Raw genomic sequence first — 26,332 nt, 5'->3', positions numbered from 1 at the left:
CGTGTATCTCACGGACCGTCGTACCACCACCGACGCCGTCGGCCGGAATCCCGCTCCCGGCCGGCGGGCCGCCGTTCCCGCCACGGTGTTCGCGCTCGGCACCGTCAGCCTGGTCACCGACGTCTCCTCGGAGATGGTCAGCGCCGTCCTGCCGCTCTATCTGGTCGCCGGACTGGGCCTGTCCCCGCTCGGCTTCGGGCTGCTGGACGGCCTCTACAACGGCGTCAGCGCGCTCGTGCGCCTCGTCGGCGGCCGGCTCGCCGACCGTCGCGACGGCGGCCACAAGACCGTGGCCGTCCTCGGCTACGGTCTCTCCGCGCTGTGCAAACCGCTGTTGCTCGTCGTGCACGGCGTCCCACTGATCGGCGCCGTCCTGGCGGCCGACCGCACGGGCAAGGGGCTGCGCACCGCACCGCGCGACGCCATGATCTCGCTGGCCTGCGCACCCGCCGACCGGGCCCGGGCGTTCGGTGTGCACCGGGCCATGGACACCGCCGGGGCGCTGCTCGGCCCCCTGCTGGCCTTCCTGGTCCTGCGGACCGCCGCCGAGGGGTACGACGCGGTCTTCGCGGTCAGCGGCTGTGTGGCGGCGCTGGGCGTGCTCGTCCTCTGGCTGTTCGTTCCCGCGCGCCTCGACGAACCCGCGAGCCCCACCGACCCCGCGCTCCCCCGCCGTCCGGAGACCCGGACTCCGCTCCGGGACCTCCTGCGCCGCCCCGGGGTCCGCCGGCTCACCGCCTGCGCGGTGCTCCTCGGGCTGACCACCGTCAGCGACTCCTTCCTCTACCTCACCCTCCAGCGCCGGCTCGCCGTCACCGAGGCGTGGTTCCCGCTGCTGCCCCTGGGCACCGCCGCGGCGTTCCTCCTGCTGGCGGTGCCGCTCGGCGCGGTCGCCGACCGCTTCGGCAGGCGCAGGCTGTTCCTCTGCGGCCACCTCGCGCTCCTCGGCGCGTACGGGCTGCTGATCGCGCCCCTGGGGAGCTCGCCCGCCCTGGCCGGCGCCGTCCTCACGCTGCACGGCACGTTCTACGCCGCCACCGACGGGGTGCTGGCCGCCGCGACCGCCGACACCGTGCCCCGGGAGATCCGGGGCAGCGGCCTCGCGGTCGTCCAGACCGGTCAGGCAGCGGCACGCTTCGTCTGCTCGATCGCCTTCGGCGCGGCCTGGACCGCGTGGGGCGACCGCACGGCGCTGGGCGCTGCGGCCACCGGCCTCCTCGTCTCCGCCGCGGCAAGTGCCGTGCTGCTGCGCCCCTCGCCCACCGACGTCCCACCGGAGCCCGCCCGTTGAACCGGATGAACCGCACGCACCGACTCCTGGTCCTGCTCGCCGCCGTCCTTCTCCTGACGGGGGTCGCCGTCGGCGCCACCCTGCGGGCCGCCGACCGGGCGGCGGAGAAGGACCGGCCCCGGGCGGGCGGCCCGCCCGTACGGCCCGGCGCGGTCGCCCTCGACGCCCCGGGCCGCGACGTCTTCCGGAACATGGCCTGGGGGCCGCACCGCGACGAGGTCGTCTCGGTCTCCGACACCGACCCGGCCGGCCCCCGCACGTCCTCCGGGGTCCGCTGTCTGCGCTTCCACGCGGCGGCGGGCACCGGCGTCTGCCTCCAGTCCGTACGCAGCGGCCTGCGCGACGTCTACCGGGCCGTGGTCCTCGACGCGCGCCTGCGCCCGCTGCGCCGCTATGACCTGGCGGGCATTCCCACCCGCGCCCGCGTCTCCCCCGACGGGCGCGCCGCGGCCTGGACGGTCTTCGTCAGCGGCGACTCCTACGCGGGCACCGCCTTCTCCACCCGCACCTCGGTCCTCGACATCCGCACCGGGGAACTGGACCGCGATCTGGAGACCTACCATTTCCTCCTGGACGGCCGGCCCCACCGGGCCGCGGACCTCAACGTCTGGGGCGTCACCTTCGCCGACGCCGGGCACTTCTACGCCACTGTCGCCACGGGCGGCAAGACCTATCTGGTGCGCGGGGACCGCTCGGAGCGGACGCTGCGCGCCCTGCACGAGAACGTCGAATGCCCGTCCCTGTCCCCCGACGGGACGCGCGTCGCGTACAAGAAGCGCGTCGAGGGCGCGTCCCCCGACGCGCCCTGGCGGCTGTACGTCCTCGACCTGCGCACCCTGCGCGAGACCGCCACGGCGGAGCGGCGCAATGTCGACGACCAGGCGGTCTGGCGGGACGGGCACACCCTTGTGTACTCGCTGCCCGGCGACTACGGCTCCGATCTGTGGACCGTCCCGGCCGACGGCTCCGGCCGCGCGCGGCTGCTGACGGAGGCGGCGCTCGCCCCCGTGTTCTCCACGCGTCCCTAGCGCCGCTCCGGCGGCCCTAGCGACCCAGCTGTTTGCGGGACGCCCTGCGCAGCCGTGTGCGCTGCGACGGATCGAGCAGCAGATAGGCGCCGACGGGGATGCCGACCATCACCAGCAGCGCCGCCCAGAAGGGCAGCAGCCACAGCAGGATCACCCCCACCACCACACCGCCCGCGGCGACCTTGGCCCTGTTGGTCATGTCCGTGCCTCCTTCACGACGGCTGCCGAACCCGGTTTCAGCGTACGTCGGTCCGCGCGAAGAAGAGTGACGCGGCTCACCCCCGGGACCCTCTCATCGGCCGTGCTCTTCATGTACCCTCGGCGGCTCCGACCCGCACTAGTCAAATTTGAGGAATGCGCAGCGCTGTGACCCCGCTCTCTGCCGCGACACCCTCCGACGTCTCCCTGCTCGCCCGCTGTCAGGCGGTCTTCCTCCCCGGGGACCCGGCCCGCACCGGGCGGGTCGCCTTCTGGCTCCCCGACGGCACGCCGCCCCTGGCGGGCGGCACCGTCGAGGAGCTGACCGTCGCCGTCCCCGACGGCGACGAGGTGACCACGACGACCGTCCGGGCGAACGTACTGCCCGTGCGCGACGCCGTGCCCGTCCTCACCCGCGCCCGGGCCGCCCGGGCCGACGAGACGGCCGCCTTCTGGGGCGCCGTCGCCGTCCTCGCCCTCCAGCTCGCCGCGCGCGGCAAGCTGCTGCCCGGACTGACCGGTACCGACCACGACACCTGGCGGACCGGGCCGCTCACCCCCGACGACACCCGCCGCGTCCAGGAGCTCGCCGCCGCCATGCCGCCCACGGCGCACGCCGTACCGCTGCCGGGCGGCGGGATGCCCCTGCTGCCCGAACCCGAGGGGCTCGTACGGTCCTTCCTCGACGCCGTCGCCGACGGCCTGCCCCGCTCCCCCGCCGCCGTCCTCGCCGCCGGCGGCCGCCCCTTCGCCGCCCCCGAGCCCCAGCGGGTGCCCGCCGCGCGCGCCTGGGCCACCGGGTACGACACGGCCGTCCGGCTCTCCCTGCGCGTCGAGGTCCTCGCGCGGACGGGGTCCGACGGGGCGGGCGAGGAGCTCCGCCCGCGCTTCCGGGCCGTGCCGCAGTTGCACAGTCTCCCCGACCCGGCGCTGGTCGCCGACGCCGCCGACGTATGGTCCGGTGCGTCTCCGGCGGGCCGCGCGCTCGGCGGTGCCCGTATGAACGCGCTGCGCGCCCTGCGACGCGCCGCCCACGCCTGGCCCGCGCTCTCGCCCCTGCTGTCGGCCGCGGTACCCACCGCCGTCGACCTCGCCGACGAGGAGACCGGGGAGCTCCTCGGCACGGCCGCCCGGGCGCTGGACGCCGCGGGCGTCGAGGTCCACTGGCCCAAGGACCTGGTCCGCGAGCTCACCGCCCGCGCCTTCGTCGGCCCGCCGGACGACGCGTCCGGGCACCGCCCGGACATGCCGCCCCTGCTGTCCGCCGACAAACTGCTCGCCTTCGGCTGGCGCTTCGCCATCGGTGATCAGGAGCTGACGCGGGCGGAGCTGGACCGGCTCGCCGAGGCGAGCCGCCCCGTCGTACGGCTGCGCGACCAGTGGGTGCTCGTCGACCCCGAGGCGCTGCACCGCGCCCGCGACCGGCGTGACCGGCGGATCACCCCCGCCGAGGCGCTGGGTGTCGCGCTCACCGGCAGCGCCCCCGCCGGGAACGACGACGAGACGGTCGAGGTGCGCGTGACGGGCTGGCTGGCGGCGCTGCGCGACCGCATCGCCGACCCCGAGGCCCGCCCCGAACCGGTCGCCCAGCCCGCCGCGCTGGCCGCCACCCTGCGCGACTACCAGCTGCGCGGCCTCGACTGGCTGAACCGGATGACCTCGCTCGGCCTCGGCGGCTGCCTGGCAGACGACATGGGCCTGGGCAAGACCATTACCCTGATCGCTCTTCACCTGCACCGGCAGACCCTGCCGGAGGCCGCCGGCCCCACCCTGGTGGTCTGCCCGGCCTCCCTGATGGGCAACTGGCAGCGCGAGATCGAACGTTTCGCCCCCGGCACCCCGGTCCGCCGCTTCCACGGCACGTCCCGCGACCTCGACGAGCTCGGCGAGGGGGAGTTCGTCCTCACCACCTACGGCACGATGCGACTGGACACGCCTCGGCTGGCGGGCATCGGCTGGGGTCTGGTCGTCGCCGACGAGGCCCAGCACGTCAAGAACCCCTCCTCCGCGACCGCCAAGGCCCTGCGCGTCATCGGGGCGAAGGCGCGCGTGGCGCTGTCCGGCACCCCGGTCGAGAACAACCTGTCCGAGCTGTGGGCGATCCTCGACTGGACCACGCCCGGGCTCCTCGGCACGCTCGGCGGCTTCCGCCGGCGCCACGCCCGGGCCGTGGAGAGCGGCACCGACCCGGCGGCCGCCGAGCGCCTCGCGGCGCTCGTCCGCCCGTTCCTGCTGCGCCGCCGAAAGTCCGACCCGGGCATCGCGCCCGAGCTGCCGCCCAAGACCGAGACCGACCATCCGGTAGCGCTCAGCAGGGAACAGGCGGGTCTGTACGAGGCCGTGGTGCGGGAGATCCTCGCGGAGATCGCGGAGGCGGACGGACTCGAACGGCGCGGGCTGATCGTCAAGCTGCTCACCGGGCTGAAGCAGATCTGCAACCATCCCGCCCAGTTCCTCAAGGAGCACGTCCCCGGGGGACCGGGCAAGGCGGGCGACAGCCCCCGGATCGAGGGGCGTTCCGGCAAGGTCGAGCTTCTCGACGAACTGCTGGACACCATCCTCGCCGAGGGCGGAAGCGTCCTGGTGTTCACCCAGTACGTCCGGATGGCGCGCCTCCTGGAACGTCATCTGGCCGCGCGGGGCGTGACCACCGCGCTGCTGCACGGCGGTACGCCCGTGGCGCGACGGGAGGAGCTGGTCCAGCGCTTCCAGGAGGGCGAGATCCCGGTCTTCCTGCTGTCGTTGAAGGCTGCCGGCACGGGCCTGAACCTCACGCGCGCCGGTCATGTCGTGCACTTCGACCGTTGGTGGAATCCCGCGGTCGAAACCCAGGCAACCGACCGCGCCTACCGCATCGGCCAGACCCAGCCCGTCCAGGTGCACCGGCTCGTTGCCGAGGGCACCGTCGAGGACCGGATCGCGGAGATGCTGGCGCGCAAGCAGGCTCTCGCGGACGCGGTGCTGGGCGCCGGGGAGGCCGCGCTGACCGAACTGACCGACGCGCAACTGGCGGAGCTCGTGGAGCTGAGGGGGACCGGACGATGACGACGACGGCACACGACCGGCGGGAGCGCGTCTTCGCGGCCCTGCCCCCGGTGGCGGGGCAGGGCTTCGCCACCAGCCGGTGGGGCCGGGCCTGGCTCAAGGCGTTGGAGGACACCGCCCTGGACGGCAAGCAGGTGAAGGCCGGCCGCCAGTACGCCCGCGCGGGGGCCGTCGGGGCGGTGTCCGTCCGGCCGGGGCGGATCACCGCGCTCGTCCGCGACCGGGACGGGGTCCCCTACCGCTCGGACGTGGTGGTCCAGCGATTCACGGAGGCCGACTGGGACCGGCTCCTGGACGTGGTGGCCGACCGTCCCGAGCACATCGCGGCGCTGCTGGACGGGGAACTCCCCCCGCACCTGGCCGAGGACGCGGCCGCGGCGGGCGTCGACCTGCTGCCCGGCATCGGCGATCTGGAGGCCGAGTGCGCCTGCGGGGCGTGGGACCACTGTCCGCATTCGGCGGCGCTGTGCCACCAGGTCGGCCGGCTGCTCGACCGGGATCCGCTCGTCCTGTTGCTGCTACGGGGGCGCGGGGAGCGGGAGTTGCTGGAGGAGCTGCGAGCGCGCAGTGCCCCGCGCGCCGATTCGCACGCGCCGGAGCCGCCCATGGGGATACCGGCGCGTGAGGCGTTCGCGGGGCGCGGCCTCGTGCCGCCGCTTCCGGACCCCCCGCCGCCGGTGGACGTGGCGGGGCGGCCTCCTGTCCTGGCCGGTGAGGGGGACGGGGCCGAAGGGGCGCACGGGCTCGACGTCGAGGCCCTGGCGTTCCTCGCCAGGGACGCGGCGGTCCGGGCGCGGCGGCTGCTGGCGGAGGCGCTGGCTCCGGGCCATGAGCTGACGCCGGTGCCCGGAGAGCCGACGGTACGCGAGGACGCGGAGCGGCTGGCCGCGGCCGGGCCGCCGGAGCGGGTCGCGGCGCGGCTCGCGGAGGCCGGCTAGCCGGCGGGGGCGAACCGGCCGGGTGTCCGACCGGCCGACGCCAGGGACGCCCAGACTGACGCTTCGGGGCCCCCGACCCGGCGTCTCAAGTCGTCCGCTGGAGCCCGAAGATGTCCGTGGGCAGTGCCGAGGGGAGCACCGTGGGCAGGCCCGACGGGAGAGTCGAGGGAAGCGCCGACGGGAATCCTGACGGCAGCCCGGACGGCAGTTCGCTGGGCAGGCCCGACGGGAGCCCGGTCGGCAGCGGGAAAGGTGACGAGACGGTACCCGTGCTCCCGGTCGGCTCCGCGCCGCGGCCCGGCTTGCCGCTGGAGTCCTTGCCGCCGAGGAGCACCACGGCCCCCACCGCGAGGACCGCGACCCCCAGCAGTGCGGCGACGGCCATCGCCACCCGCCGCCCTCCCCCGCCGCCGGGCGGAGGCGGGGGGTCCGGCTGCCGGGCGGGGCCGAAGCCGCCGGACGGTCCGTAAGGTCCGTACGGCGGGCCGGAGGGCGGCCCCGGTGGGGGCCCTGGAGGGGTGGCCATACGGCCAGCGTTCCCCCGCCGTGGCGGCCCGGCCCGCGCGGTGACCGTTCCGCTACGGGATCCACTCCGGAACCGGACATTCCATCGACCCGCCGACGGTGCGGCATTACCGGAAGAAATATCTGTTAACCGTATGATTCAACCAATGACTGCCGAGATCACACGGACACGCGCCGGCGAGGCGAAGGCGGGCGCGGCCCGCCTTCTGCTCGCCTTCCGGCACGGCAATCAGGCGGCGTTCGACGACTCGCTGCCCGGGTCCATGACGGCCGAGGAGGCCCGGGACCTCGTCGCCGCGCTCGTCTGGATCGCCAACGAGGCCATCCGGAAGGCCTACCGGCCCGATGTCGCCGACCGGGTGCTGCGGCACCTCGTCAGGCGGGTGCCGGACGAGCCCGGTTGGGTCGAGACGGACGAGGAGGCCGCACCGGATGTCGCAGTGCTGCTCGAATCCGTGTGGCGGAAGGACACGGAGAGGGTACGGGAGCTGGTGCGCGCCACGCCCGACACGACCTTCGTGCTGGGCAAACTGGTGCAGGCGGTCGCGCTGCTGCTGCCAGCGGTCCGGGACTCGGAAGTGTGCCGGGTGCTCAACGAGCTGCGCGCAGGAACGCCTCCAGGCCTGCCAGGTCGTCCGTGTTGAGGTAGTCCACACCGGCCGCGAGGAGCTCCCGCCACAGCGCGTCCCGCGCCGGGCCGGGCGCGTCCGGCGTGGCCCAGAAGCGGACCGTGCGCCCCTCGGCGTGCGCGGTGGCGACGATCCGCCGGAGGGCGGCCCGCTCGAGGCCGGGCATGGGACCCACCCCCCGCCAGGTGAAGTTCACCCCCCAGTTGTCGCTGATGAGGGGCGCGAAGGAGGCGGGCGCGCCGCCGAGGTCGGTGAGCCGGCCGTCGTAGAAGGCGTGGCGCGTCCGCTCCGCCTCCATGGGGGCGCGGGCGCCCCGGTCCCCCGAGACGACGGCGGTCACCGCGGCGCGGCGCGTCCGCCCGCCGGACCACGCGGTGAGCATCGGGTGGTACGGACGCAGTCGGCGCGACAGGGCCCGGTAGGTGGCGTCGCCCGGGGTCTTGATGTCGATGAGCAACTGGAGGGTCAGGTCGTATCCGCGGTACACCCGGCCGCGGTTGGCTCTGACACGGCTCAGCAGAGGATCGAGGTAGAGGGATTCGATCGTGCGTGCGGGGTCGAGCCCGGAGGCGTCGTGCGCGACGAGGAGCTCGTCCCCGACCAGCCAGATGTCGGCCTCCACGCTGTTGAAACCGTGGGAGAGGGCGTCGATGAGCGGGTGGGGGTGCTCGTAGTCATTGTGCGCGTGGGCGTGGCGCAGCGGCGGCCTCGCGCGCCCGGTGTCCACCGCCGCGGGCGTGGCGACGGGAGCGGCGAGAGCCGGGGTGACAAGGGCCGGGGTGGCGAGGGAGCCGGCGAGCGCGGCTCCGAGGGCGAGGACGGCGGATCGGCGCGTAGGGGACATGGGGCTGCCTCCCGGTGGCTCGGTGAGCGAATAGGGGCGGGCTGCGCGCGCTGACGCTTGCGAGTATCGGGGCCCACCGGGCCGTTTGACAGGGCCGGGCCGAGAGTTGCGCCGGGCGCCGCCTGAGCTTTCCCTGTCGTTCTTTCGGGGCATGGTTAAGTCCCTTGCGCCATGGCAGAGTTGACGGGACCTCTGGGGTGACAGTGGGAAGACGTGGATGCCGCGTACGCGCGGTTCTGACGGTACTGGTGGCATGGGTCTCGCTGGTCGGGGGCGGCACGGCGTGGGCGGGCACGGAGGAGTTCTCCCCGCCTGAGCTGGGCGCGCCGACCGCGCTGGGGCCCGGAGTGACGTATCGGGAGTTCTCTCTGAAGGGATCGAACGGACCGGCGTACGGTCATCTGCTCACGGTCGACCTGCGCGACCGGCGGGTGTCGGTGGACCTGTTGTATCCGGGGGCGGTGGGCGCCCGGGAACGGCTGTCCCGGATGGCCGGCGACCGCGGCGCGGTCGGCGGGGTGAACGGGGACTTCTTCAACATCGCCGAGGCGCAGCATCCCGGGGTGGACGCCACGGGCGCGCCGGTGGGGCCGGCCGTGGCGGGCGGGCACGATCTGAAGGCGGCGGTGCCGGACGGCCAGCGGTTCGGCCCGGCGATGCCGTCGGGCGGCACCACGGAGGACGTCCTGGGCGTGGGCGCGGACCGGACGGCGCGGCTGGACCGGCTCACGCTGGAGGGGTCCGTGCGCGCGCGGAACGACGAGTTCCCGCTGAGCGGCTTCAACCAGTACGCGATCCCGGTCGACGGCATCGGGGCGTTCACCCCGGCCTGGGGCACGGCGTCACGACTTCGGGCCACCTGTGGCACGGACACCGACCGGGGCGCGCCGTGCAGCGACGACACCCGTGAGCTGACCGTGCGCGGGGGCCGGGTGGCGGCCGTGGCGGAGCGGCCCGGCCGGGGCGCCGTCGCCCGGGGTTCGGTGGTGCTGCTGGGGCGCGAGGACGGAGCCCGGCAGCTGCGCAAGCTCAAGGTCGGGGACCGGGTGGCGGTCGACGAGTACCTCCGGCCCCGGCGTTCGGGTTCGCTGCGCTTCGCGATCGGGGGTTTTCCCCTGCTGCGCGGGGGCAGGCCCGTCGGAGGGCTGGACGCGGCGACCGCCGCCGTGCGGACCGCCGCCGGTCTGGCGGACCGGGGGCGGCGGCTGTTGCTGCTGGCGCTCGACGGCGGAGCCGCCCACCGTCCCGGACTGACCCTGTTCGAACTGGCCCAGGCCCTGAAGGGGCTGGGTGCCACCGACGGCTTCAACCTCGACGGCGGCGGCTCGTCGACGCTCGTCGCCCGGGATCCGGGAGAGGCCCGTCCGACCGTGCGCAACCATCCGTCGGGCGGAGCCGAACGGCCCGTCCCCAACGGGATCGGCATTTTTATCCGACCTTGACATCAGGTTTCAATCCCATCCTTTTGAGTGATCGCCCCCATCGATTCGCACTGCTAGCTTCGAATGGGGGCGAGCGGGAATTCCCGACGGTTCCGCAATGGGCACTTCCGTAATGGATGGGTGGGCATTCGATTATGACGACGTCAGTGGAGACCGGAGCGGGCACGGATAATCCACCCGGGCGGCTGAGCCTGGGCACCGAGGCCGCCCGCAATCTGGCGACCACGACAAAGTCCGTTCCGCAGATGCAGGGGATCACCTCGCGGTGGCTCCTGCGGCTGCTGCCGTGGGTTCAGCTCTCCGGTGGTACGTACCGGGTGAACCGCCGGCTGACGCACACACTCGGCGACGGCAAGGTGGAGTTCTTCACGACCGGCGCCGAGGTGCGGGTCATCCCGGCGGAACTGGGCGAGCTGCCCCTGCTGCGCGGCTTCGCGGACCCCGCGGTCCTGGAGGCGCTGGCCGGGCGGTTCGTCCAGCGGGAGTTCCGGCCCGGTGAGCTGCTGGTGGAGGCCGGGCGGCCGGCGGACGAGGTGGTGCTGCTCGCCCACGGCAAGGCCGAGAGGTTCCACGAGGGCGAGTACGGCGAGCCGGCCGTGCTGGGCGTCCTGGCCGACGGCGGGTACGTCGGCGACCAGGCGCTGGCCGCCGAGCAGCCCGGCGAATGGGACTTCTCGGTGCGGGCGGTGACGGCCTGTACGGTGCTGACGCTGCCGCGCGGGGACTTCCAGGAGGCGCTGGACGGCTCCCCCGGCCTGCGGACGCACGTCGAGGCCTATCGCCGCCGGTCGTCCCTCCCCCACAACGAGCACGGAGAATCGGCGATCGACGTCGCCTCCGGGCACAGCGGGGAGCCGTCCCTGCCCGGGGTCTTCGCGGACTACGAGGCCTCGCCCCGCGAGTTCGGGCTGAGTGTCGCCCAGACGGTGCTGCGGGTACACACACGCGTCGCCGACCTCTACAACGAGCCGATGAACCAGCTCGAACAACAGCTGCGGCTCACCGTCGAGGCCCTGCGCGAACGCCAAGAACACGAAATGATCAACAACCGGGAATTCGGCCTCCTCCACAACGCCGACCTCGGCCAGCGCATCCACACCCGCAGCGGACCGCCCACCCCCGACGACCTCGACGAGCTGCTGGCGACGGTCTGGAAGGACCCGGGCTTCCTGCTGGCCCACCCGCGCACCATCGCGGCGATCGCCCGCGAGTTCAACCGCCGGGGCGTCTACCCGGACAGCGCCCAGGTGGGCGGCCACTCCCTGCCCGCCTGGCGGGGCGTGCCCATCTACCCCTGCAACAAGATCCCGATCACCGAGACGGGCATCAGCTCGATTCTGCTGATGCGCACCGGTGAGGAGTCCCAGGGCGTCATCGGCCTCCACCGCACGGGAATTCCCGATGAATACCAGCCGAGCCTTTCCGTGCGCTTCATGGGTATCAGCGAAAAGGCCATCATGTCCTATCTGGTGAGCGCCTACTACTCGGCGGCGGTCCTGGTGCCCGACGCCCTCGGAATCCTCGAGAACGTCGAGATTGGGCACTGAGGAATTCCCTCGAAGGTCTCTTCCGTATGAGCGCGTGAAGAGGATCGCCACCCCGACAGCCGGGCGGGCCCATCGGTCTGGGCACAGCCGCCGTCCGGCTCTCCGGGGTGCCGCCCCGGAGCGCGCCCAGGAACGGTCCCGGGCCACCGGCCGGACCACACCGCCCCGCCCCGCACCACGTTTCACAGCATGAATCACACAGATGGGTGATCACCACATATGACCACGTCAGTGGAGCCGGAGAACACCGAGCAGGCCGCTCAGGCGCAGCTGAGCCTGGGCACCGGCGCGGCACGCCAGCTCGCGACGACCACCAAGTCCGTCCCCCAGATGCAGGGGATCTCCTCGCGCTGGCTGCTGCGCGTCCTGCCGTGGGTGCAGGTGTCGGCCGGCACCTACCGGGTCAACAGGCGGCTGACCTACACCGTCGGGGACGGCCGGGTGGAGTTCATCTCCACCGGCGCCGACATCCGGGTCATCCCGCCGGAGCTGGGCGAACTGCCCGTCCTGCGCGGCTTCGAGGACGCCGACGTCCTGGAGACCCTGGCGAACGCCTTCGTACAGCGGGAGTACGCCGCGGGCGACGCGCTTGTGGAGGCGGGGCAGCCCGCCGACCAGATCTTCCTCATCGCCCATGGCAAGCTCGCCAAGACCGGCACCGGCAAGTACGGGGACGAGACCGCGCTCGGGACCCTCGCCGACGGCGACTACTTCGGTGAGAAGGTGCCGCTGGAGCCCGACGGCACCTGGGGCTTCACCGTCCGGGCCGTGACCCGCTGCGCGGTGCTGACGCTCAACCGGCAGGCCTTCCAGGAGATCGCCGACCGTTCCGACGCGCTGCGCGCCCACGTCGCGGGCTTCGCGTCCCGGCCCGCTCCCCCCGCCAACAAGCGGGGCGAGGCGGACATCGCGGTGACCTCGGGCCACGCCGGCGAGCCGGCCATCACCGGCACGTTCGTGGACTACGAGCTCAAGCCCCGCGAGTACGAGCTGAGCGTGGCCCAGACGGTGCTGCGGGTGCACACACGCGTCGCCGACCTCTACAACGAGCCGATGAACCAGCTCGAACAACAGCTGCGACTCACCGTCGAAGCCCTGCGCGAACGCCAAGAACACGAAATGATCAACAACCGGGAATTCGGCCTCCTCCACAACGCCGACCTCGGCCAGCGCATCCACACCCGCAGCGGACCGCCCACCCCCGACGACCTCGACGAGCTGCTCTCACGCCGCCGCAAGACCCAGGTCTTCCTGGCGCATCCGCGGACGATCGCCGCCTTCGGGCGCGAGTGCACCAGCCGTGGCCTCTACCCGAAGAACATCGATCTCCTGGGCACCTCCGTGCGCTCCTGGCGCGGTGTCCCCCTGCTGCCCTGCAACAAGATCCCGGTGAGCGACACCGGCACCAGCTCGATCATCGCGATGCGAATGGGCGAGGACAACCAGGGCGTCATCGGGCTCCACCAGACCGGCATTCCCGACGAGTTCCAGCCCAGCCTCAATGTGCGCTTCATGGGCATCAACGAGCAGGCCGTGTCGTCCTACCTGGTGAGCGCCTACTTCTCGGCGGCCGTCCTGGTCCCGGACGCGCTGGGTGTGCTGGAGGACGTGGAGATCGGGCGCTGACGGGCCCCGCCCGGCCGGTCAGGGCCTGACGCCGCCGACGATCTCGGCGGTGGCGTTGATCCCGTGCGAGATGGTCGGCGCGACGCTGGTGCTGGCGAGGACGAAGCCCAGCAGAACGCAGACCATCGCGTGCGAGAAGCGCAGCCCTCCGTTGCGCATGAACACCACCGACAGAATCAGAAGCAACAGGACCATGGAAATCGATACGGCCATGATGTACCTCCTCGGTGCGGCGGTGGACGTCCGCCAGTCTTGCTCATCTCACCGCCGGGACCGGCGCGACGGGCATACGCCATCCGGGTGGGAACGCGCCGCTGCGGCCGGGGAAAGGCGTACGGCGGGGGCGTGAAGGAGGCGCGCGTCCCGCCACGCCCGTTCGTCCAAGTCGCCGTCCAATTCGCCGTCCGCGGTCAGCACCGCACGGTGCAGACGCCGCAGCCCCGGCCCCGGGGGGAGGCCCAGCTCCGCCCTGAGCGCGCGCCGCAGGCGCTGGAACACCTCCAGCGCCTGCGCGCGGCGGCCGCCGAGATACAGGGCCCGCATGTACTGGCCGTGCAACCCCTCGTGCAGGGGGTTCCCGGCGGTGAGGGCGGCCAGTTCGGCCAGCACCTCACGATGCCGCCCGAGCCGCAGCTCGGCGTCGACCAGGTGCTCGAGCGTCACCAGCCGTGACTCCTCCAGCTCCCGGCACCGGGACTCCAGCACCCGCCCGGCCGGGACGTCCACCAGAGCGGGCCCCCGCCACAGCGACAGGGCGTCCTGGAGATCGCGCGCCGCGCCGGAGTCGTCGCCGCGCGCCAGCGCCTCCCTCCCGCGCCGCGCCAGGCTCCGGTAGCGATGGACGTCCAGCTCCCCCGCGGCGGCGGTGAGCAGATAGCCGCCGGGCCTGGTCACCAGGACGTCCCGGGCGATGTCGGCCGTGGGCAGTCCGGTGGCGGAGGCGAACAGCTTCCGCAGATTGAGGATGTACGTCTGGAGTGTCGTCGCCCCGCTCATGGGCGGGTGGTCGTCCCACAGGTCCCTGACGAGCGCGGAGACGGGTACCGGCTGTCCGCTGTGCACCATCAGCATCGCCAGGACGTTGCGCGACTTGGGGGCGCTGGGGGCGCTCGACTGCCCGTTCACCCGTACGAACAGTGGCCCCAGGACGCCCAGTTCCCTCATGGCCGCCAGCCCCCGGGCTCGGGCCACGGTTCGCCGAGCTGACGGTAGGTGCCCAGATAGTCGGGCCAGTCGCGATGGTCGCGGATCTTGCCGTCGACGAAGCGGAAGAGATGGATCTGCTCCCCGGAGAACAGCCGGCCCGTCGGGGCCATCCCCACCATGTCGCCGACGTGCCGCCCGTACAGGACGAGCTTGGCGCGGGCCCAGTCGCCGCGTTCCTCGATGCCGACCTCCTCCATCCTGGCGTCCTGGGAGAAGGTCTTCTTGACCCACGCCACGTTCACGGCGAAGAGCTCCGGGCCGCGCAGCGCCGTGAACTCCAGGGTGCCGGGATTCAGGTATTCGGGGTGGATGTACTCGGCCGCGTCGTCGGTCTTCCCGGTGGTGTAGGCGTCGATCAGCCGCCGGACGCTGTCCACGTACGCAGTCATGAACCTCTCCTCGCAGATGGGTTCCCGTGCTTGCCGACCCATTCTCGAAAGGCTTCGCGGCGGTGGACAACCCGTGTCACGGCGGAGTCCAGCGGCGCTTCAACGGCTCTCCATTCCCGCCCGAGATCGCGGCCCGAAGCTGGTGCCCGGCATCCGCGGCCGACCGGAGGAAACCGGAGCCGACCGGAAGAACCGGAAGAACCGTGAGAAGAGGAGCAGCAGCCATGGACGCTTCCGTCTACAAGTCCGAGGTGGCCGCGGCGTTCGACCGGGCGTCGGCCGCCTATGACCGGGCCGGAGTGGAGTTCTTCACCCCCATGGGGCGGCGGCTGGTCGACCGGGTGGCGCCGCTCCCCGGTGAACGGGTCCTCGACGTCGGCTGCGGCCGCGGGGCCTGTGTCTTCCCGGCCGCCGAACGGGTCGGCCCGGCCGGCACGGTGGTGGGCATCGACATCGCGCCGGGCATGATCGAGGAGGCGGTGAAGGAGGCCGAGCGGCGGGGGGTCGCCGGCCGGATGCGGCTGCGGGTGATGGACGGTGAGCGCCCGGACTTTCCCGCCGAGTCCTTCGACGTCGTCACGGGCAGCTACAGCGTGATCTTCTTTCCCGACGCCCCGGCCGCGCTGAGCCGGTACGCGCGGCTGCTGACGGCCGGGGGACGGATCGGCTTCACCTCGCCGGTCTTCACCGACGACACGTTCCCCTTCCTTCCGCCGGTGTTCACCGGGCTCATCCCCCGGGAGCTGTTGCGAAGCCTCCCTCCCGAGTGGCGGCCGGAGCGGCTGCGGGAGCGTTTCAACAGCTGGCTGGCCGACCCGGCCGATCTGACGCGCACGATGGAGGCGTGCGGGTTCCGGGGGGTGGAGTGCGTGGACGAGAACGTACGGCTGGTGGCGGCCTCGGGGGCGGCCTGGGTGGAGTGGTCGTACACGCAGGGCATGCGGTTGCTGTGGGAGCACCTCGGGCCGGCGGAACGGGAGGCGCTGCGCGAGCGCCTCGTCGTCGGGCTGGACGCGCTGCGGGTGGCCGGGGGGCCGGTGGTGATCGACACGCCGGTGCGGTACGTGACGGCGACCACACGGTAGGCGCCCCCGGCCGGGGCATCCCTACGGGCCGTGCTCCGTCGCCCGTAGCGGCAGGACCTTGCTGGTACCCGCGCGGACTCTCGGGTGCCGGCGGGCCAGCCGGGACAGGCCGTCTCCAGGCCCCGTCTCGATCAGAATGTGATCGCCGGTGGACAGCAAGGCGTCGAGAGCCGGCCAGAAGAGAACGGGCGCGACCGGGTGCCGGGCCCAGTAGGCGGGATTCGCCACGTCCCCGTGGGTGAGCGGCCCGGCGGTGTAGGCGGAGTGGATCGTGATGCGCGGCGCCCGGACCGGTACGGACGCGAAGAGTTCCTCCGCTCCCCGGCAGGCGGGCTCCAGCATCGGGCTGTGGAACCCGGTCAGCGACGGCACCCGGCGGCAGGTGAACAAGGCGTCCCTCAGCGCCTGTCCAGTCTTCTCCAGCGGGGCCTCGGGGCCCGCCAGGACCGTCTGGCGGGGCGCGTTGACCGCGCCGACGACGACGTCGTCGCCCAGATACGGCTCCAGCTCGCCCGGTGCCGCCGCCACCGCGAGCATGCCGCCGGGCGGGGCGTCCGCCAGCCGCCGTACCCGGTCGAGCACGAGGGCGGTGGCGTCCGGCAGCGTGAACACCCCGGCCAGGACGGCTGCCGCCATCTCGCCGACGCTGTGCCCGAGGAGGGCGGCGGGCCGTACGCCCCGGCTCATGACAAGACGGGCCAGGGCGTAGTCGACGGCGAAGATCAGCGGCTGGGAGCGCGTGACATGGTCGACGGGCACGGTCGGGCGCTCGGCGAACCAGTCGGCGCGCAGGGGCTTCCCGGCCGCCCCCATCGCCGTGAACACCTCGTCCATGGCGGCGGCGAACTCCGGTTCGGCGGCCTCCCCGGAGTAGAGCCCGGTCGCCATGCGCGGGTGCTGGGAGCCCTGTCCCGGCAGCAGCAGGGCGACCGGGAGGCCGCCGGTGGTCGTGGCCGTCAACGGGTCTCCACCGGCCGCCCGGACCCGGGACGGTCCTGTTCCGCATCACGGCGCGGTTCCGCATCACGGCGCGGTTCCACGTCACGGCGCAGTTCCACGTTGACGAGGGCGACGAACGCGGCGGGCGTACGGACGTCGGCCATCCCCTCCTCCGGGAGCTGGACGCCCAGTTCGCGCTCCACCCTGCTCGCGGTGGCCATCAGGGCGAGCGAGTCGTAGCCCAGTTGGTCGAACTCCTCGTCGGCCGCGGCCGCGGTGAGCTCGGCGCCCTCGTCCTCGCCGGCGCATTCGCGCATGATCCGGATCAGTTCGTCGAGCGTGAAGACGGTCATGTCAATCCCTCCTGGGGTGTGCGGGCGGTGGGAGCCGCGCCGACCACCAGCGCGCTGTTGAATCCGCCGTGCCCCCTGGCCAGGACCAGGGCGGCTCGACCGGTGAAGGGGCGGGCGGTGCCGGTGACGAGGTCGAGGGGGCAGTCGTCCGCCGGGCCACGCACGTGGACGGTCGGCGGTACGAGGCCGTCGCGCAGCGCCAGCAAGGCGGTGACGACGTCGAGGGGTGCCGCGCCCGAGTAGAGCCTGCCGGTCATGGTCTTGGGGACGGTGACGGGGACGCCGCGCGGTCCGAAGACCTCGGTGATCGCCCGGGCCTCGGCCCGGTCGAGGGCCGGGGTGCCGGCGCCGTCGGCGAGGACCAGGGCGATCGCGGAGGGGTCGAGGCCCGCGTCCGCCAGCGCGGTCTCGACGGCCCGGCGCAGGGCGGGGCCGCGGCCCGTGGCGGGGGCCGGGTCGAAGGACGCGCCGTGGCCGAGGATCTCGCCATGGACGTGGGCGCCGCGGGCTCGGGCCCGCGCGGCGTCCTCCAGGACGAGGATCGCGCCGCCCTCGCCGGGTACGTGGCCGTTGGCGTCCGGGTCGAAGGGCAGATAGGCGCGGGCGGGGTCGGCGCGTTCGCTGAGGAGTCCGGCGGCGAGCTGGGCGGCGAGTCCGTAGGGGCACAGGGAGGCGTCCATGCCGCCGGTGAGCATCAGGCGGGCTCCCTTGCGGATCCTGCGGCGGGCGTGGGCGATCGCGTCGAGTCCGCCCGCCTGTTCGGTGACGAAGACGCCGGTGGGGCCGCGCAGGTCGTGCCGGATGGAGAGCTGGCCGGAGTTGACCGCGTAGAACCAGGCGAAGGACATGTACGGGCTGACGCGCCGGGGGCCTTCGCCCCAGAGGTGGGCGAGCTCCCGCTGGCCGAACTCGAAGCCGCCCGAGGCGCTGGCGGTGATCACGCCCCGGTCCAGCGGGCCGGTCTCCCCTTCGGGAAGGCCCCCTTCGGGAAGGCCCCCTTCAGGAAGGCCCGGTTCGGGAAGGCCCGCGTCAGGCAGGTCCGCGTCGGCCAGGGCCCAGCCGGCGCCGGCGATGGCGAAGCGGGTGGTGCGGTCGGTCTGGGCGACGAGCCGGCCGGGGACGTGGTCGCGGACGGCGAAATCGGTGACCTCGCCCGCGAGCCGGGCCGGGTAGCGGGCGGCGTCGAAGCGGGTGAGGCGGCCGATGCCGCTGCGGCCGCGCAGCGTCGCGTCCCAGTAGGCGTCCGTGCCCAGGCCGTTGGGCGCGACGACGCCGATGCCGGTCACCGCGACCGCCGTCCCGGGCGCGGTCATGCCGGCTGCCCTTCGGGCCGGGTGAGGACCATGGCGCTCTGGAAGCCGCCGAAGCCGCTGCCGACGGTGAGCACGGTGCCGGTCGGCCGTTCGCGGGCGGTCAGGGGTACGTAGTCCAGGTCGAGCAGCGGGTCGGGCTCGTACAGGCCGGCGGTGGGCGGGACGATCCCGTGCTCGATGACGAGGGCGGAGGCCGCGATCTCCAGGGAGCCGACCGCGCCCAGGGAGTGCCCGATGACGGATTTGATGGAGCTGACCGGGACGTGGTGGGCGTGGTCGCCCAGGGCGTGTTTGATGGCCGCCGTCTCGTGGAGGTCGTTCTGGCGGGTGGCCGTGCCGTGGGCGTTGACGTAGGCGACGGCGGTGGGGTCCATCCGGGCCTCGTCGAGGGCGGCGGTGACGGCGGCGGCCAGCTCGCGTCCGTCGGGGCGCAGCCCGGTCATGTGGTGGGCGTTGCCGCGGCACGCGAAGCCCGCGATCTCGGCGTGGATCGTGGCGCCCCGGGCGCGGGCCGCGTCGAGTTCCTCCAGGACGAGGACGGCGGCGCCTTCCCCGAGGACGAAGCCGTCCCGGGTGCGGTCGAAGGGGCGGGAGGCGTGTCCGGGGGTGTCGTTGCGGGCGGTGGTGGCCTTGATCGCGTCGAAGCAGGCGACGGTGATCGGGGCGATGGGCGCGTCCGTACCGCCGGTGATCATGATGTCGGTGATGCCCTCGCGGATGAGTTCGCAGGCGTAGCCGACGGCGTCCAGGCCGGAGGTGCAACCGGCGGAGACGACGGTGGCCGGTCCCTCGGCGCCGGCGTCCCGGGCGACCTCGGCGGCGATGGAGCTGGGGACGAAGTAGTCGTAGAGGTGCGGTGATCCGGCGGTGGGGTCGACGAGCCATTCCCGTCCGGTGTCACTGCGGGCGACGTACTCCTCCTCCAGTTTCTGGGTGCAGCCGACGGCGGTGCCGAGGGCGACGCCGACGCGGTGGGCGGTTTCCTCCGTGATGTCCGGGCCGCTGTCGGCGAGTGCCTCGCGGGCGGCGACCAGGGCGAACTGGGCGGCCCGGTCGAGCCGTCGGACGTCCTCGGGGGCGAGCCCGGCCCGTACGCCGTCGAAGTCGCACTCGGCGGCGACGCGGGAGCGGAAGGGCGTGGGGTCGAAGGCGGTGATCGTGCGCGTGGCGGGGATCCCGGAGACGACGCGTTCCCAGAAGGCCTTGGTCCCGTGGCCGCCGGGGGCCACCGCCCCGATGCCCGTGATCACCACCCGGCGTCCGGTCATGACGGCTCCCCGGGGCCCGCAGCGGGGCCCGGGGCAGGGGCCGGGCGGTCGGCCGTGCGGGTCCGGCGCGTCTCGTACAGGTCGGGTTCGCTGCTGCTCAGGGCCCGTAGCCCGGCCGCGTGGGGCCGGAAGCCGGGGTGGGCGACGGCGGCTTCGAAGGACGCGGCGTCCTCCCATTCGGCGATGTTGACGTAGTGGCCCGGCCGGTCGACGTGGCGGGCGAGGGTGTGCCGGAGGAAGCCGGGCTGCCGGGCCATGTACTCGGCGGTCCGGGCGAAGGCCGCCTCGAACTCCTCGGGCGCGGCGTGCACGGTGAATCTGTTGACGAACGTCACGGGGCGCGGGCGCGGCTCGGCCGCCGCGGCACCGGGGTGGTGATCGGGCATCTGGCTGGACTCCTCGCTTCCGGCTGGCTCGCCCGCTCCTTGACAGGGCGTCATGGGCGCGCTCGCACAGCCAACGTGCGGGTCCGGTCTCGCAGGCGGCTGGACCGCCGGTGGACCGCCGGCGCGGGCCGGACGCGGGCCGGGCACGGTCCAGCGCGATTCGAGCGGGGGCTGCGAGCCTCGCTGCCGGACGGACGCGGTCACGGCGCGCGGTCCCGCCGCCGGCAGCCGCCCCGCCACCGCCTGACGCGGAGGGGAGCAGCATGAACCGACCCGTTGCGCACACCGATGTGCGGAAGACCGAGCACACGGTCACCGTGGCCGCACCGGCCGGGACCGTCTTCGGGCTGATCGAGAACGTGGCCGACTGGCCCCACGTCTTTCCGCCGACCCTGCATGTCGAGCACCTGGAGCGCGGCGGCGCCGAGGAGCGGATCCGCATCTGGGCGACGGCCAACGAGGAGGTGAAGGACTGGACGTCGCGCAGGACGCCGGACCGCGCGGGGCTGCGGATCCGCTTCCGGCAGGAGGTGTCGCGGCATCCGGTCGCCGCGATGGGGGGCGAGTGGCGGGTGGAACCGCTGCCCGGCGGCGGCTGCCGGGTCCGGCTCACGCACGACTTCCGGGCGGTGGACGACGGTCCGGAGCACCTGGCGTGGATCGAGCGGGCCGTCGACCGCAACAGCGAGGCCGAGCTGGCGGCGCTGAAAGCGGCCGCCGAGCGGCCCGGTGGCGCGGGGGCGGCGTTCACCTTCGAGGACACGGTCCGTGTGGACGCCCCCGCCGACGACGTGCACGCCTTCCTCCTGGCGGCCGGGGAGTGGGAGGAGCGCCTTCCTCATGTCTCCCGGGTGGTGCTGAAGGAGGACGCGCCGGGAGTGCAGCTGCTGGAGATGGACACCCGCGCGGCGGACGGCTCGACGCACACCACCTCGTCCGTGCGGATCTGTCTGCCCGGTCGGCGGATCGTCTACAAGCAGCGGCGGACGCCGGCGCTGCTGGCGGCGCACACGGGGCGGTGGACGGTCGAGGAGACCCCGGCCGGCGCGCTGGTCACCTCCCGGCACACCGTGGTCGTCGACCCCTCCGCCGTCGTCCCCGTCCTGGGCCCGGGGGCGACGGCGGAGGACGCCCGGGCGTTCGTCCGACAGGCGCTGGGGCACAACAGCACGACCACGATGCGGCACGCCAAGGAGTACGCGGAGGCCCGCGCGGGCGGCCGGCCGGTGCCCCCGGCGACGTACGCGGCGCTCCAGCAGTTCTACGCGGCGCAGTTGCGGCTGCTGGACGACGGCGAGGGCGGGGCGTGGGCGGAGACCTTCGCCGAGGACGGGGAGTTCGACGGGAACAACGGCGACGGGAGCAACCGCCCGAAGCCGTTGCGCGGGCGGGCCGCGATCGCGGCGGCCGTCGCGGCGGCGGGCCCTCGGCCCGGGCGTCGCAGGCACTTCACGGGCATGCTCACCGCCCGGCAGCGGCCGGACGGTTCGGTGGTCACCCGCTTCTACGCGCTGGTCGTCGATACCGGCACGGGCGAGGCCCCGGCCCTGCGGCTGACCGCGACCTGCGAGGACGCGCTGGTGCCCGACGGGGCGGGCGGCTGGCTGGTGCGCCGGCGACTGGTCGCCCACGACGGCCCATGACGGCCACGACGACCTGTGACGCGACGGCAAGAGGGAGACGACAGCCATGACTGCACCAGCGGGCACGGCGACGGGCCACGACAACGCGGAGGTCGAGGACTACGTGGAGGTCGAGCACGCGGAGGTCGAGCACTTCTACGCCCGGCAGATGCAGTCGCTGGACTCCGGGGACGCCGACGCATGGGCGGCCACCTTCACGGAGGACGGTTCCTTCGCGCCGCCCTCGCTGCCGGAGCCGGTACGGGGGCGGGCCGCGCTCGCCGAGGGGGCGCGCCGGACGCGCGCCGCCCTGGCGGCCGGGGGCGAGACGCACCGCCACTGGCTGGGCATGCTCACCGTCCGGCCGTGCGAGGACGGGTCCCTGCTGGCGGAGAGCTACGTCCAGGTGGTGGCGGTCCGCGAGGGGAACGGCCCCCGGCTCCACCTGATGTGCGTCTGCGCGGACGTCCTCGTACGCCGGGGCGGCGAGCTGCTCGTGCGCGAGCGCGTCGTCACCCGGGACGACCGGGGCGTCACCCGGGACGACCGAATCGTCACGCGGGACGACCGGGCGTAACGGCACCGGGCGTAACGGCACCGGCCGGCAGCGTGCCGTGCGGGGCCGGCGGTCCCGGTGGGTCCGGTTCGTCGAGCTGCGGGTCGGCGGACAGGACGGCCTGTTGGAGCCGCCGCAGCCGGGGCGAGGGCTCCAGGCCCAGGTCCTCCACGAGCCTCCTGCGCAGCCCCTGGTAGACGTCGAGCGCCTGCCAGGGGCGGCCCGCCCGGTAGAACGCGGTCATGCACTGGGCGTGGAGCCCCTCGTGGAGGGGGTGGTGGCCGGTCAGTTCGACGAGCTCGGCGAGGAGTTCCACATGTCGGCCCAGCCTCAGCTCGGCCTCCAGGCAGCGCTCCAGCACGCCCAGGCGGCTCTCCTCCAGCCGTGCCACCTGGATCCTGAGCACGGGTCCGATGCGGACGTCCACCAGGGCGGGCCCCCGCCACAGCGCCAGCGCCCGGCGGAAGCACACGGCCGCCTCGTCGTGGCGGTACGCCTCGGCGGCCGCGCGGCCCGCGCCGACCAGCGCCTCGTAACGGGTGACGTCGACGGTGCCGGGAGGCGCCTCCCAGCGGTAGCCGCCGTATTTGGTGACCAGGATGTCCTTCGCACGCAGGGCCGGGTCCGGGCCGAGGGCGACGGCGAGCCGGCGGCGCAGCTGGAGGATGTAGGTGTGGAGGGTGGTGAGCGCGCTGTGCGGCGGGGCGGTGCCCCAGATCTCCTCCATCAGGGTCCGCACCGGCAGGACGTGATTGGCGTGGCTGCCCAGCAGCGCCAGGATCTGGCGGGGCTTGGCGGCGGTGGGCACGACCGAGACACCGTGTATCCGGGCGGTCAGCGGGCCCAGCAGACTGATCTCCAAGGCTTCTCCCCCATGACGGTCCTCACGGGGCGCACGGCCCGCGGGCACGTTCGCGCCCCCTCGCCCACGAAACCTTTCCGGACAGGGGTCGGTACCGGCCAGTGCCATGGACCCGAAGGGGCCGTGAAAGCTGCGGCGGGGTGGGGGTGAACTCCTCATGGGTGAGGCGTGAGGGGCCGGGGCCGACCACATTTTCGCACTGACGCCTTAGCATCGACAGTGCGTTCTCACGGGTGCTGTTCGGCGTACGGGGGACTCGATGCGGGATCCTGATGGCCATGGCGGTCCGGTGCGCCGGCTCACGACACGGCTCACGGAGGCAGCGCCGGACCCGCCCGTGCTGGTCACCACGATCGTTCTGGGCGGATTCCTCGTTCTGACGGCCTGCTATGTGGTGGCGAGCCGTCCGGAGCCCCTGGTGCTCGCCGGCGCGCTGACGGCTGTACCGCTCGTCTTCTGCCTCCAGTTCCTGCACTGTCTGCCCCGGCCGGCCCTCTGCCCGGCGCGCCGCCGGTACTGGACGCTGGGTCTCCAGGGCCTGCTGACGTATCTGCCGTACCCGGTGTTCGGGGACGCCTGGCTGGCGATGCCGGGGCTGTTGGCCGGATCGGCCCTGGCCGTCCTGCCGCCGCGGTGCGCGTGGCCGGCGTTCGCCGGCGCCGTGCTCTCGGCCGGTCCGATGGCGCTGGGCGAGGGCTGGGGCACGGACCGGCTGGGGTGGGTGAGCGGCACGGCGGCGCTCATGGGGCTGGTCGTGTACGGGCTCTCCCGGATGGCCCGCCTCGTCCATGACGTCCGGGGGTCACGGCGGGAGTTCGCGCAGGCGGCCGTGGACCGGGAGCGGCAGCGGTTCGCCCGCGACCTCCACGACCTGCTGGGCTGCAGCCTGACCACGATCGCGTACAAGAGCGAGCTGGCCCGCCGGTCCCTGCCGCCCATGAGCTCGCGCGCCCGGCGGGAGCTCACCGAGATCATGGAGACCGCCCGGCAGGCCCTGTCGGACGTACGGGCCGTCTCGTACCGCTACCGCGACCTGTCGCTCCGCTCGGAGCTATCGGCCGCCGAGTCCACGCTCGCGGCGGCCGGGGTCCGGGTGGTGCTGCGCGCCTGTCACGGGCCGCTGCCGCACCCGGTGGAGACGACACTCGCGACGGTGCTGCGGGAGGGCGTCACCAACATGCTCCGGCACAGCGGTGTGCGGACGTGCGTCATCGAGACCGGCCGCGACGGGCGGTCGGTACGGCTGTGCGTCGTCAACGACGGGGTGCCCGGGCCGGCCCGGGCCCGCTTCGGCGCGGCCGGCGCGGGCAGCGGCCTGGGGAATCTCCGGACGCGGGTGGAGGCGCTCGACGGGCGGCTCGCCGCGGAGGTGTCGGCCGGGGGAGGCTGGTTCCGGCTGACGGCGGTGGTGCCCGTGAGCGCCGCCGCGCCCGGGGCGCGCTCCGGCGACGGCACCGGGGTGCCGGGCTCCGCCACAGTCGCCTGAACGGGCAGGGGCGGGGGCTTTCGGCGGCGGGGCGGCTCAGAGCCAGCCGGCCTCGCGGGCGATCCGGACGGCGTCGATGCGGTTGCGGGCGCCCAGTTTGACGACCGTGCTGCTGAGGTAGTTCCGCACCGTTCCCGGGGAGAGGAAGAGCCGGCCGGCGATCCGGACGGGGTCCTCCCCCTGCGCGGCCAGCCGCAGCACCTCCAGCTCGCGTGGTGTGAGCGGCTGCGCCGACTCCTCCAGGGCAGCCAGGGCGAGCTCCGGGTCGATCACCCGGCGGCCGGCGGCGACGTCCCTGATGGCCTGGGTCAGCCGCGCGGGCTCGGCGTCCTTCAGCAGGAACCCGGAGACGCGCGCCGCCAGCGCCCGGCGCAGCGTGCCCGGCTGGCGGAGCCCCGTCAGCATCAGGACGCGGCAGCCGGGCACGGTCTCGCCGAGCGCGGCGGCGGCCGTGATCCCGTCCACGCCCGGCAGGTCGATGTCGAGGACCGCGACGTCGGGGTCCGACTCGACGGCCATGGGCACGATCCTGTCGCCTCTGGCGAGCTCGGCGACCACGCACATGTCCGGCTCCAGCGTCATCAGCTCGGCCAGCGCCCTCCGGAGGAGCACCATGTCCTCCGCGATCAGGATCCGTATCATCGCCCCGCCCCTCGGACGCCCGCCCCGCGTGTGGCCGGTGAGGGGAGCGTCCGTCGCCGTGTCGGTCGGACGGGCGCGTCCGCCCCGTCCACGAACTTCACGAACTCCTGCACGAACTCCTGCACGAACTCCTGTGAGCATCGTAGAGCGGTCGACGCACCCGGCACCGGGTCCACGGACCTCCGTCGGTTGTCGACCGGCCTCCATCGGGTCGAGGGGCCCGTCGGCAGTCGACAGGCCTCCATCGGCGGTCGACCGGTCCGCGAGGCGGGGGCGGCACGGTCGTGGCGTCCACGGTCACGACGGCGGGAGGGAACGATGGCGGCGACGGAACGGCGGGTCGCGTTCGTCACCGGCGCGAGCAGCGGGATCGGCCTGGCCGTGGCCGGGCTGCTGGCGGAGCGCGGGGCGGCGGTCTTCGGGGTGGCGCGCGGGGCCGAGGGCGTGGCGGCCATGGTGAAGGGCCTGCACGCGAAGGGGCTGGAGGCGGACGGGACGGTCTGCGACGTGACCTCCTCCGCACGGGTGCGGGAGGCGGTGGGCGCGGCGGTGGAGCGCTATGGGCGCGTCGACATCCTCGTCAACAACGCGGGCCGGGGCGGGGGCGGGGAGACCGCCGAGCTCGAGGACGCGCTGTGGCTGGACGTGATCGACACCAATCTCAACGGCGTCTTCTACGTCACCCGGGAGGTCCTGCGGTCCGGTGGCATCAGGGACGGCGGCTGGGGCCGGATCGTCAACATCGCCTCCACCGGCGGCAAGCAGGGGGTGGAGCTGGCCGCCCCGTACTCGGCGTCCAAGCACGGTGTCATCGGTTTCACCAAGGCCCTGGGCAAGGAGCTCGCGAAAACCGGGGTCACGGTGAACGCCGTCTGCCCCGGCTATGTCGAGACGCCCATGGCCCGGCGGGTGCGCCAGGGCTACGCCGCGCACTACGGGGTGAGCGAGGAGACCATCCTGGAGCGGTTCCAGGCGAAGATCCCGCTGGGCCGGTACACCACGCCCGAGGAGGTCGCGGGGCTGGTCGGCTATCTCGTCACGGACGCGGCCGCCTCGATCACGGCGCAGGCGCTCAACGTCTGCGGCGGCCTCGGGAACTACTGACGGGCGGG

The 26,332-nt window shown here is 73.8% G+C and carries 25 protein-coding genes and 1 pseudogene; 13 read left to right on the top strand and 13 right to left on the bottom strand.

Annotated elements, in window-relative coordinates; translation table 11 throughout:
- Nucleotide 1: 1 nt before the first annotated feature.
- A complete protein-coding gene (locus tag AB0E98_RS19815; RefSeq protein ID WP_361704148.1) occupies nt 2-1,291 on the top strand; it encodes an MFS transporter in 1,290 nt (429 codons plus the stop codon).
- A gap of 5 nt (nt 1,292-1,296) precedes the next feature.
- Nucleotides 1,297-2,319, top strand: coding sequence for a TolB-like translocation protein (locus AB0E98_RS19810; RefSeq protein WP_361704146.1), 1,023 nt, complete (start codon nt 1,297-1,299; stop codon nt 2,317-2,319).
- A 16-nt stretch (nt 2,320-2,335) separates the two neighbouring features.
- Here AB0E98_RS19810 and AB0E98_RS19805 read toward each other — a convergent pair whose 3' ends face one another.
- The gene (locus AB0E98_RS19805; protein ID WP_361704143.1) at nt 2,336-2,518 is read right to left on the bottom strand and encodes a hypothetical protein; all 183 of its coding nucleotides are present in this window, start codon (nt 2,516-2,518) and stop codon (nt 2,336-2,338) included.
- A 167-nt stretch (nt 2,519-2,685) separates the two neighbouring features.
- Here AB0E98_RS19805 and AB0E98_RS19800 point away from each other — a divergent pair, with 167 nt between their 5' ends.
- Nucleotides 2,686-5,562 (top strand): DEAD/DEAH box helicase, encoded by a 2,877-nt coding sequence (locus AB0E98_RS19800; RefSeq protein WP_361704142.1) that lies wholly within the window; start codon nt 2,686-2,688, stop codon nt 5,560-5,562.
- Nucleotides 5,559-6,491: pseudogene (locus tag AB0E98_RS19795) on the top strand (SWF or SNF family helicase); the annotation flags it as partial. The gene AB0E98_RS19800 and the pseudogene AB0E98_RS19795, both read left to right, overlap by 4 nt.
- Before the next feature lie 94 nt (nt 6,492-6,585).
- On the opposite strand, the gene AB0E98_RS19790 reads toward AB0E98_RS19795, so the two are convergent.
- Nucleotides 6,586-6,885, bottom strand: coding sequence for a hypothetical protein (locus tag AB0E98_RS19790; RefSeq protein WP_361704517.1), 300 nt, complete (start codon nt 6,883-6,885; stop codon nt 6,586-6,588).
- Nucleotides 6,886-7,171: 286 nt separating this feature from the next.
- On the opposite strand from AB0E98_RS19790, the gene AB0E98_RS19785 reads away from it, so the two are divergent.
- A complete protein-coding gene (locus tag AB0E98_RS19785) occupies nt 7,172-7,669 on the top strand; it encodes a hypothetical protein (protein WP_361704141.1) in 498 nt (165 codons plus the stop codon).
- On the opposite strand, the gene AB0E98_RS19780 is transcribed toward AB0E98_RS19785, so the two are convergent.
- Nucleotides 7,617-8,498, bottom strand: coding sequence for a phosphatidylinositol-specific phospholipase C/glycerophosphodiester phosphodiesterase family protein (locus AB0E98_RS19780; protein ID WP_361704138.1), 882 nt, complete (start codon nt 8,496-8,498; stop codon nt 7,617-7,619). The two genes, AB0E98_RS19785 and AB0E98_RS19780, sit on opposite strands and share 53 nt — an antisense overlap.
- 248 nt (nt 8,499-8,746) lie before the next feature.
- On the opposite strand from AB0E98_RS19780, the gene AB0E98_RS19775 reads away from it, so the two are divergent.
- The 3 genes from AB0E98_RS19775 (at nt 8,747) to AB0E98_RS19765 (ending at nt 13,113) form a co-directional block, all read left to right on the top strand.
- Nucleotides 8,747-9,940 (top strand): phosphodiester glycosidase family protein, encoded by a 1,194-nt coding sequence (locus tag AB0E98_RS19775; protein WP_361704136.1) that lies wholly within the window; start codon nt 8,747-8,749, stop codon nt 9,938-9,940.
- 134 nt (nt 9,941-10,074) lie between these two features.
- Nucleotides 10,075-11,487: a family 2B encapsulin nanocompartment shell protein gene (locus AB0E98_RS19770; protein WP_361704133.1), complete on the top strand. Its 1,413-nt coding sequence runs from the start codon at nt 10,075-10,077 to the stop codon at nt 11,485-11,487.
- A gap of 219 nt (nt 11,488-11,706) precedes the next feature.
- Nucleotides 11,707-13,113, top strand: coding sequence for a family 2B encapsulin nanocompartment shell protein (locus AB0E98_RS19765; protein ID WP_361704131.1), 1,407 nt, complete (start codon nt 11,707-11,709; stop codon nt 13,111-13,113).
- A gap of 18 nt (nt 13,114-13,131) precedes the next feature.
- Here AB0E98_RS19765 and AB0E98_RS19760 read toward each other — a convergent pair whose 3' ends face one another.
- From AB0E98_RS19760 to AB0E98_RS19750, 3 genes are read right to left on the bottom strand one after another with little or no spacing between them, the layout of a single operon-like run.
- On the bottom strand, nt 13,132-13,326 hold the full coding sequence (locus AB0E98_RS19760; RefSeq protein WP_126917074.1) for a hypothetical protein: 195 nt from the start codon (nt 13,324-13,326) through the stop codon (nt 13,132-13,134).
- A gap of 48 nt (nt 13,327-13,374) precedes the next feature.
- Nucleotides 13,375-14,277: an AfsR/SARP family transcriptional regulator gene (locus AB0E98_RS19755; RefSeq protein WP_361704128.1), complete on the bottom strand. Its 903-nt coding sequence runs from the start codon at nt 14,275-14,277 to the stop codon at nt 13,375-13,377.
- Nucleotides 14,274-14,708 (bottom strand): ester cyclase, encoded by a 435-nt coding sequence (locus AB0E98_RS19750; protein ID WP_361704127.1) that lies wholly within the window; start codon nt 14,706-14,708, stop codon nt 14,274-14,276. The genes AB0E98_RS19755 and AB0E98_RS19750 overlap by 4 nt, the downstream gene beginning before the upstream one ends.
- A gap of 224 nt (nt 14,709-14,932) precedes the next feature.
- Between AB0E98_RS19750 and AB0E98_RS19745 the strand changes: the two genes are divergently transcribed.
- Nucleotides 14,933-15,793: a class I SAM-dependent methyltransferase gene (locus tag AB0E98_RS19745; protein ID WP_361704124.1), complete on the top strand. Its 861-nt coding sequence runs from the start codon at nt 14,933-14,935 to the stop codon at nt 15,791-15,793.
- A 21-nt stretch (nt 15,794-15,814) separates the two neighbouring features.
- On the opposite strand, the gene AB0E98_RS19740 is transcribed toward AB0E98_RS19745, so the two are convergent.
- From AB0E98_RS19740 to AB0E98_RS19720, 5 genes are read right to left on the bottom strand one after another with little or no spacing between them, the layout of a single operon-like run.
- Nucleotides 15,815-16,753: an acyltransferase domain-containing protein gene (locus AB0E98_RS19740; protein WP_361704121.1), complete on the bottom strand. Its 939-nt coding sequence runs from the start codon at nt 16,751-16,753 to the stop codon at nt 15,815-15,817.
- Nucleotides 16,750-17,085 carry an acyl carrier protein gene (locus AB0E98_RS19735; protein ID WP_361704119.1) on the bottom strand — a complete coding sequence of 112 codons (336 nt, stop codon included), beginning with the start codon at nt 17,083-17,085 and terminating at the stop codon, nt 16,750-16,752. The genes AB0E98_RS19740 and AB0E98_RS19735 overlap by 4 nt, the downstream gene beginning before the upstream one ends.
- Entirely contained in the window at nt 17,082-18,398 is a 1,317-nt protein-coding gene (locus AB0E98_RS19730; protein ID WP_361704116.1) for a ketosynthase chain-length factor, read from the bottom strand. The genes AB0E98_RS19735 and AB0E98_RS19730 overlap by 4 nt, the downstream gene beginning before the upstream one ends.
- Nucleotides 18,395-19,666 carry a beta-ketoacyl-[acyl-carrier-protein] synthase family protein gene (locus AB0E98_RS19725; protein WP_361704113.1) on the bottom strand — a complete coding sequence of 424 codons (1,272 nt, stop codon included), beginning with the start codon at nt 19,664-19,666 and terminating at the stop codon, nt 18,395-18,397. The genes AB0E98_RS19730 and AB0E98_RS19725 overlap by 4 nt, the downstream gene beginning before the upstream one ends.
- Nucleotides 19,663-20,052: an antibiotic biosynthesis monooxygenase family protein gene (locus AB0E98_RS19720; protein ID WP_361704110.1), complete on the bottom strand. Its 390-nt coding sequence runs from the start codon at nt 20,050-20,052 to the stop codon at nt 19,663-19,665. The genes AB0E98_RS19725 and AB0E98_RS19720 overlap by 4 nt, the downstream gene beginning before the upstream one ends.
- Nucleotides 20,053-20,315: 263 nt before the next feature.
- Between AB0E98_RS19720 and AB0E98_RS19715 the strand changes: the two genes are divergently transcribed.
- Both AB0E98_RS19715 and AB0E98_RS19710 read left to right on the top strand, forming a co-directional pair.
- Entirely contained in the window at nt 20,316-21,695 is a 1,380-nt protein-coding gene (locus AB0E98_RS19715) for an SRPBCC family protein (protein WP_361704107.1), read from the top strand.
- A 46-nt stretch (nt 21,696-21,741) separates the two neighbouring features.
- The gene (locus tag AB0E98_RS19710) at nt 21,742-22,251 is read left to right on the top strand and encodes a nuclear transport factor 2 family protein (RefSeq protein WP_361704106.1); all 510 of its coding nucleotides are present in this window, start codon (nt 21,742-21,744) and stop codon (nt 22,249-22,251) included.
- Here the strand turns inward: AB0E98_RS19710 and AB0E98_RS19705 are convergent.
- Nucleotides 22,229-23,092 (bottom strand): AfsR/SARP family transcriptional regulator, encoded by an 864-nt coding sequence (locus tag AB0E98_RS19705; RefSeq protein ID WP_361704103.1) that lies wholly within the window; start codon nt 23,090-23,092, stop codon nt 22,229-22,231. The genes AB0E98_RS19710 and AB0E98_RS19705 overlap by 23 nt on opposite strands.
- Nucleotides 23,093-23,351: 259 nt before the next feature.
- Here AB0E98_RS19705 and AB0E98_RS19700 point away from each other — a divergent pair, with 259 nt between their 5' ends.
- Nucleotides 23,352-24,578, top strand: a complete 1,227-nt coding sequence (locus AB0E98_RS19700) for a histidine kinase (RefSeq protein WP_361704100.1) — start codon at nt 23,352-23,354, stop codon at nt 24,576-24,578.
- Nucleotides 24,579-24,614: 36 nt separating this feature from the next.
- On the opposite strand, the gene AB0E98_RS19695 is transcribed toward AB0E98_RS19700, so the two are convergent.
- On the bottom strand, nt 24,615-25,220 hold the full coding sequence (locus AB0E98_RS19695) for a response regulator transcription factor (RefSeq protein WP_361704098.1): 606 nt from the start codon (nt 25,218-25,220) through the stop codon (nt 24,615-24,617).
- 318 nt (nt 25,221-25,538) lie between these two features.
- Here AB0E98_RS19695 and AB0E98_RS19690 point away from each other — a divergent pair, with 318 nt between their 5' ends.
- Nucleotides 25,539-26,324: an SDR family NAD(P)-dependent oxidoreductase gene (locus AB0E98_RS19690; RefSeq protein ID WP_361704096.1), complete on the top strand. Its 786-nt coding sequence runs from the start codon at nt 25,539-25,541 to the stop codon at nt 26,322-26,324.
- The last annotated feature ends 8 nt before the right edge of the window (nt 26,325-26,332 follow it).

Origin of the sequence: Streptomyces sp. NPDC037389, assembly GCF_040636475.1 — a bacterium.
Classification (GTDB): Bacteria; Actinomycetota; Actinomycetes; order Streptomycetales; family Streptomycetaceae; genus Streptomyces; species Streptomyces hesseae.
The sequence above is the reverse complement of the archived record's forward strand: the minus strand, read 5'-3'. Positions and strand labels throughout refer to the sequence as shown.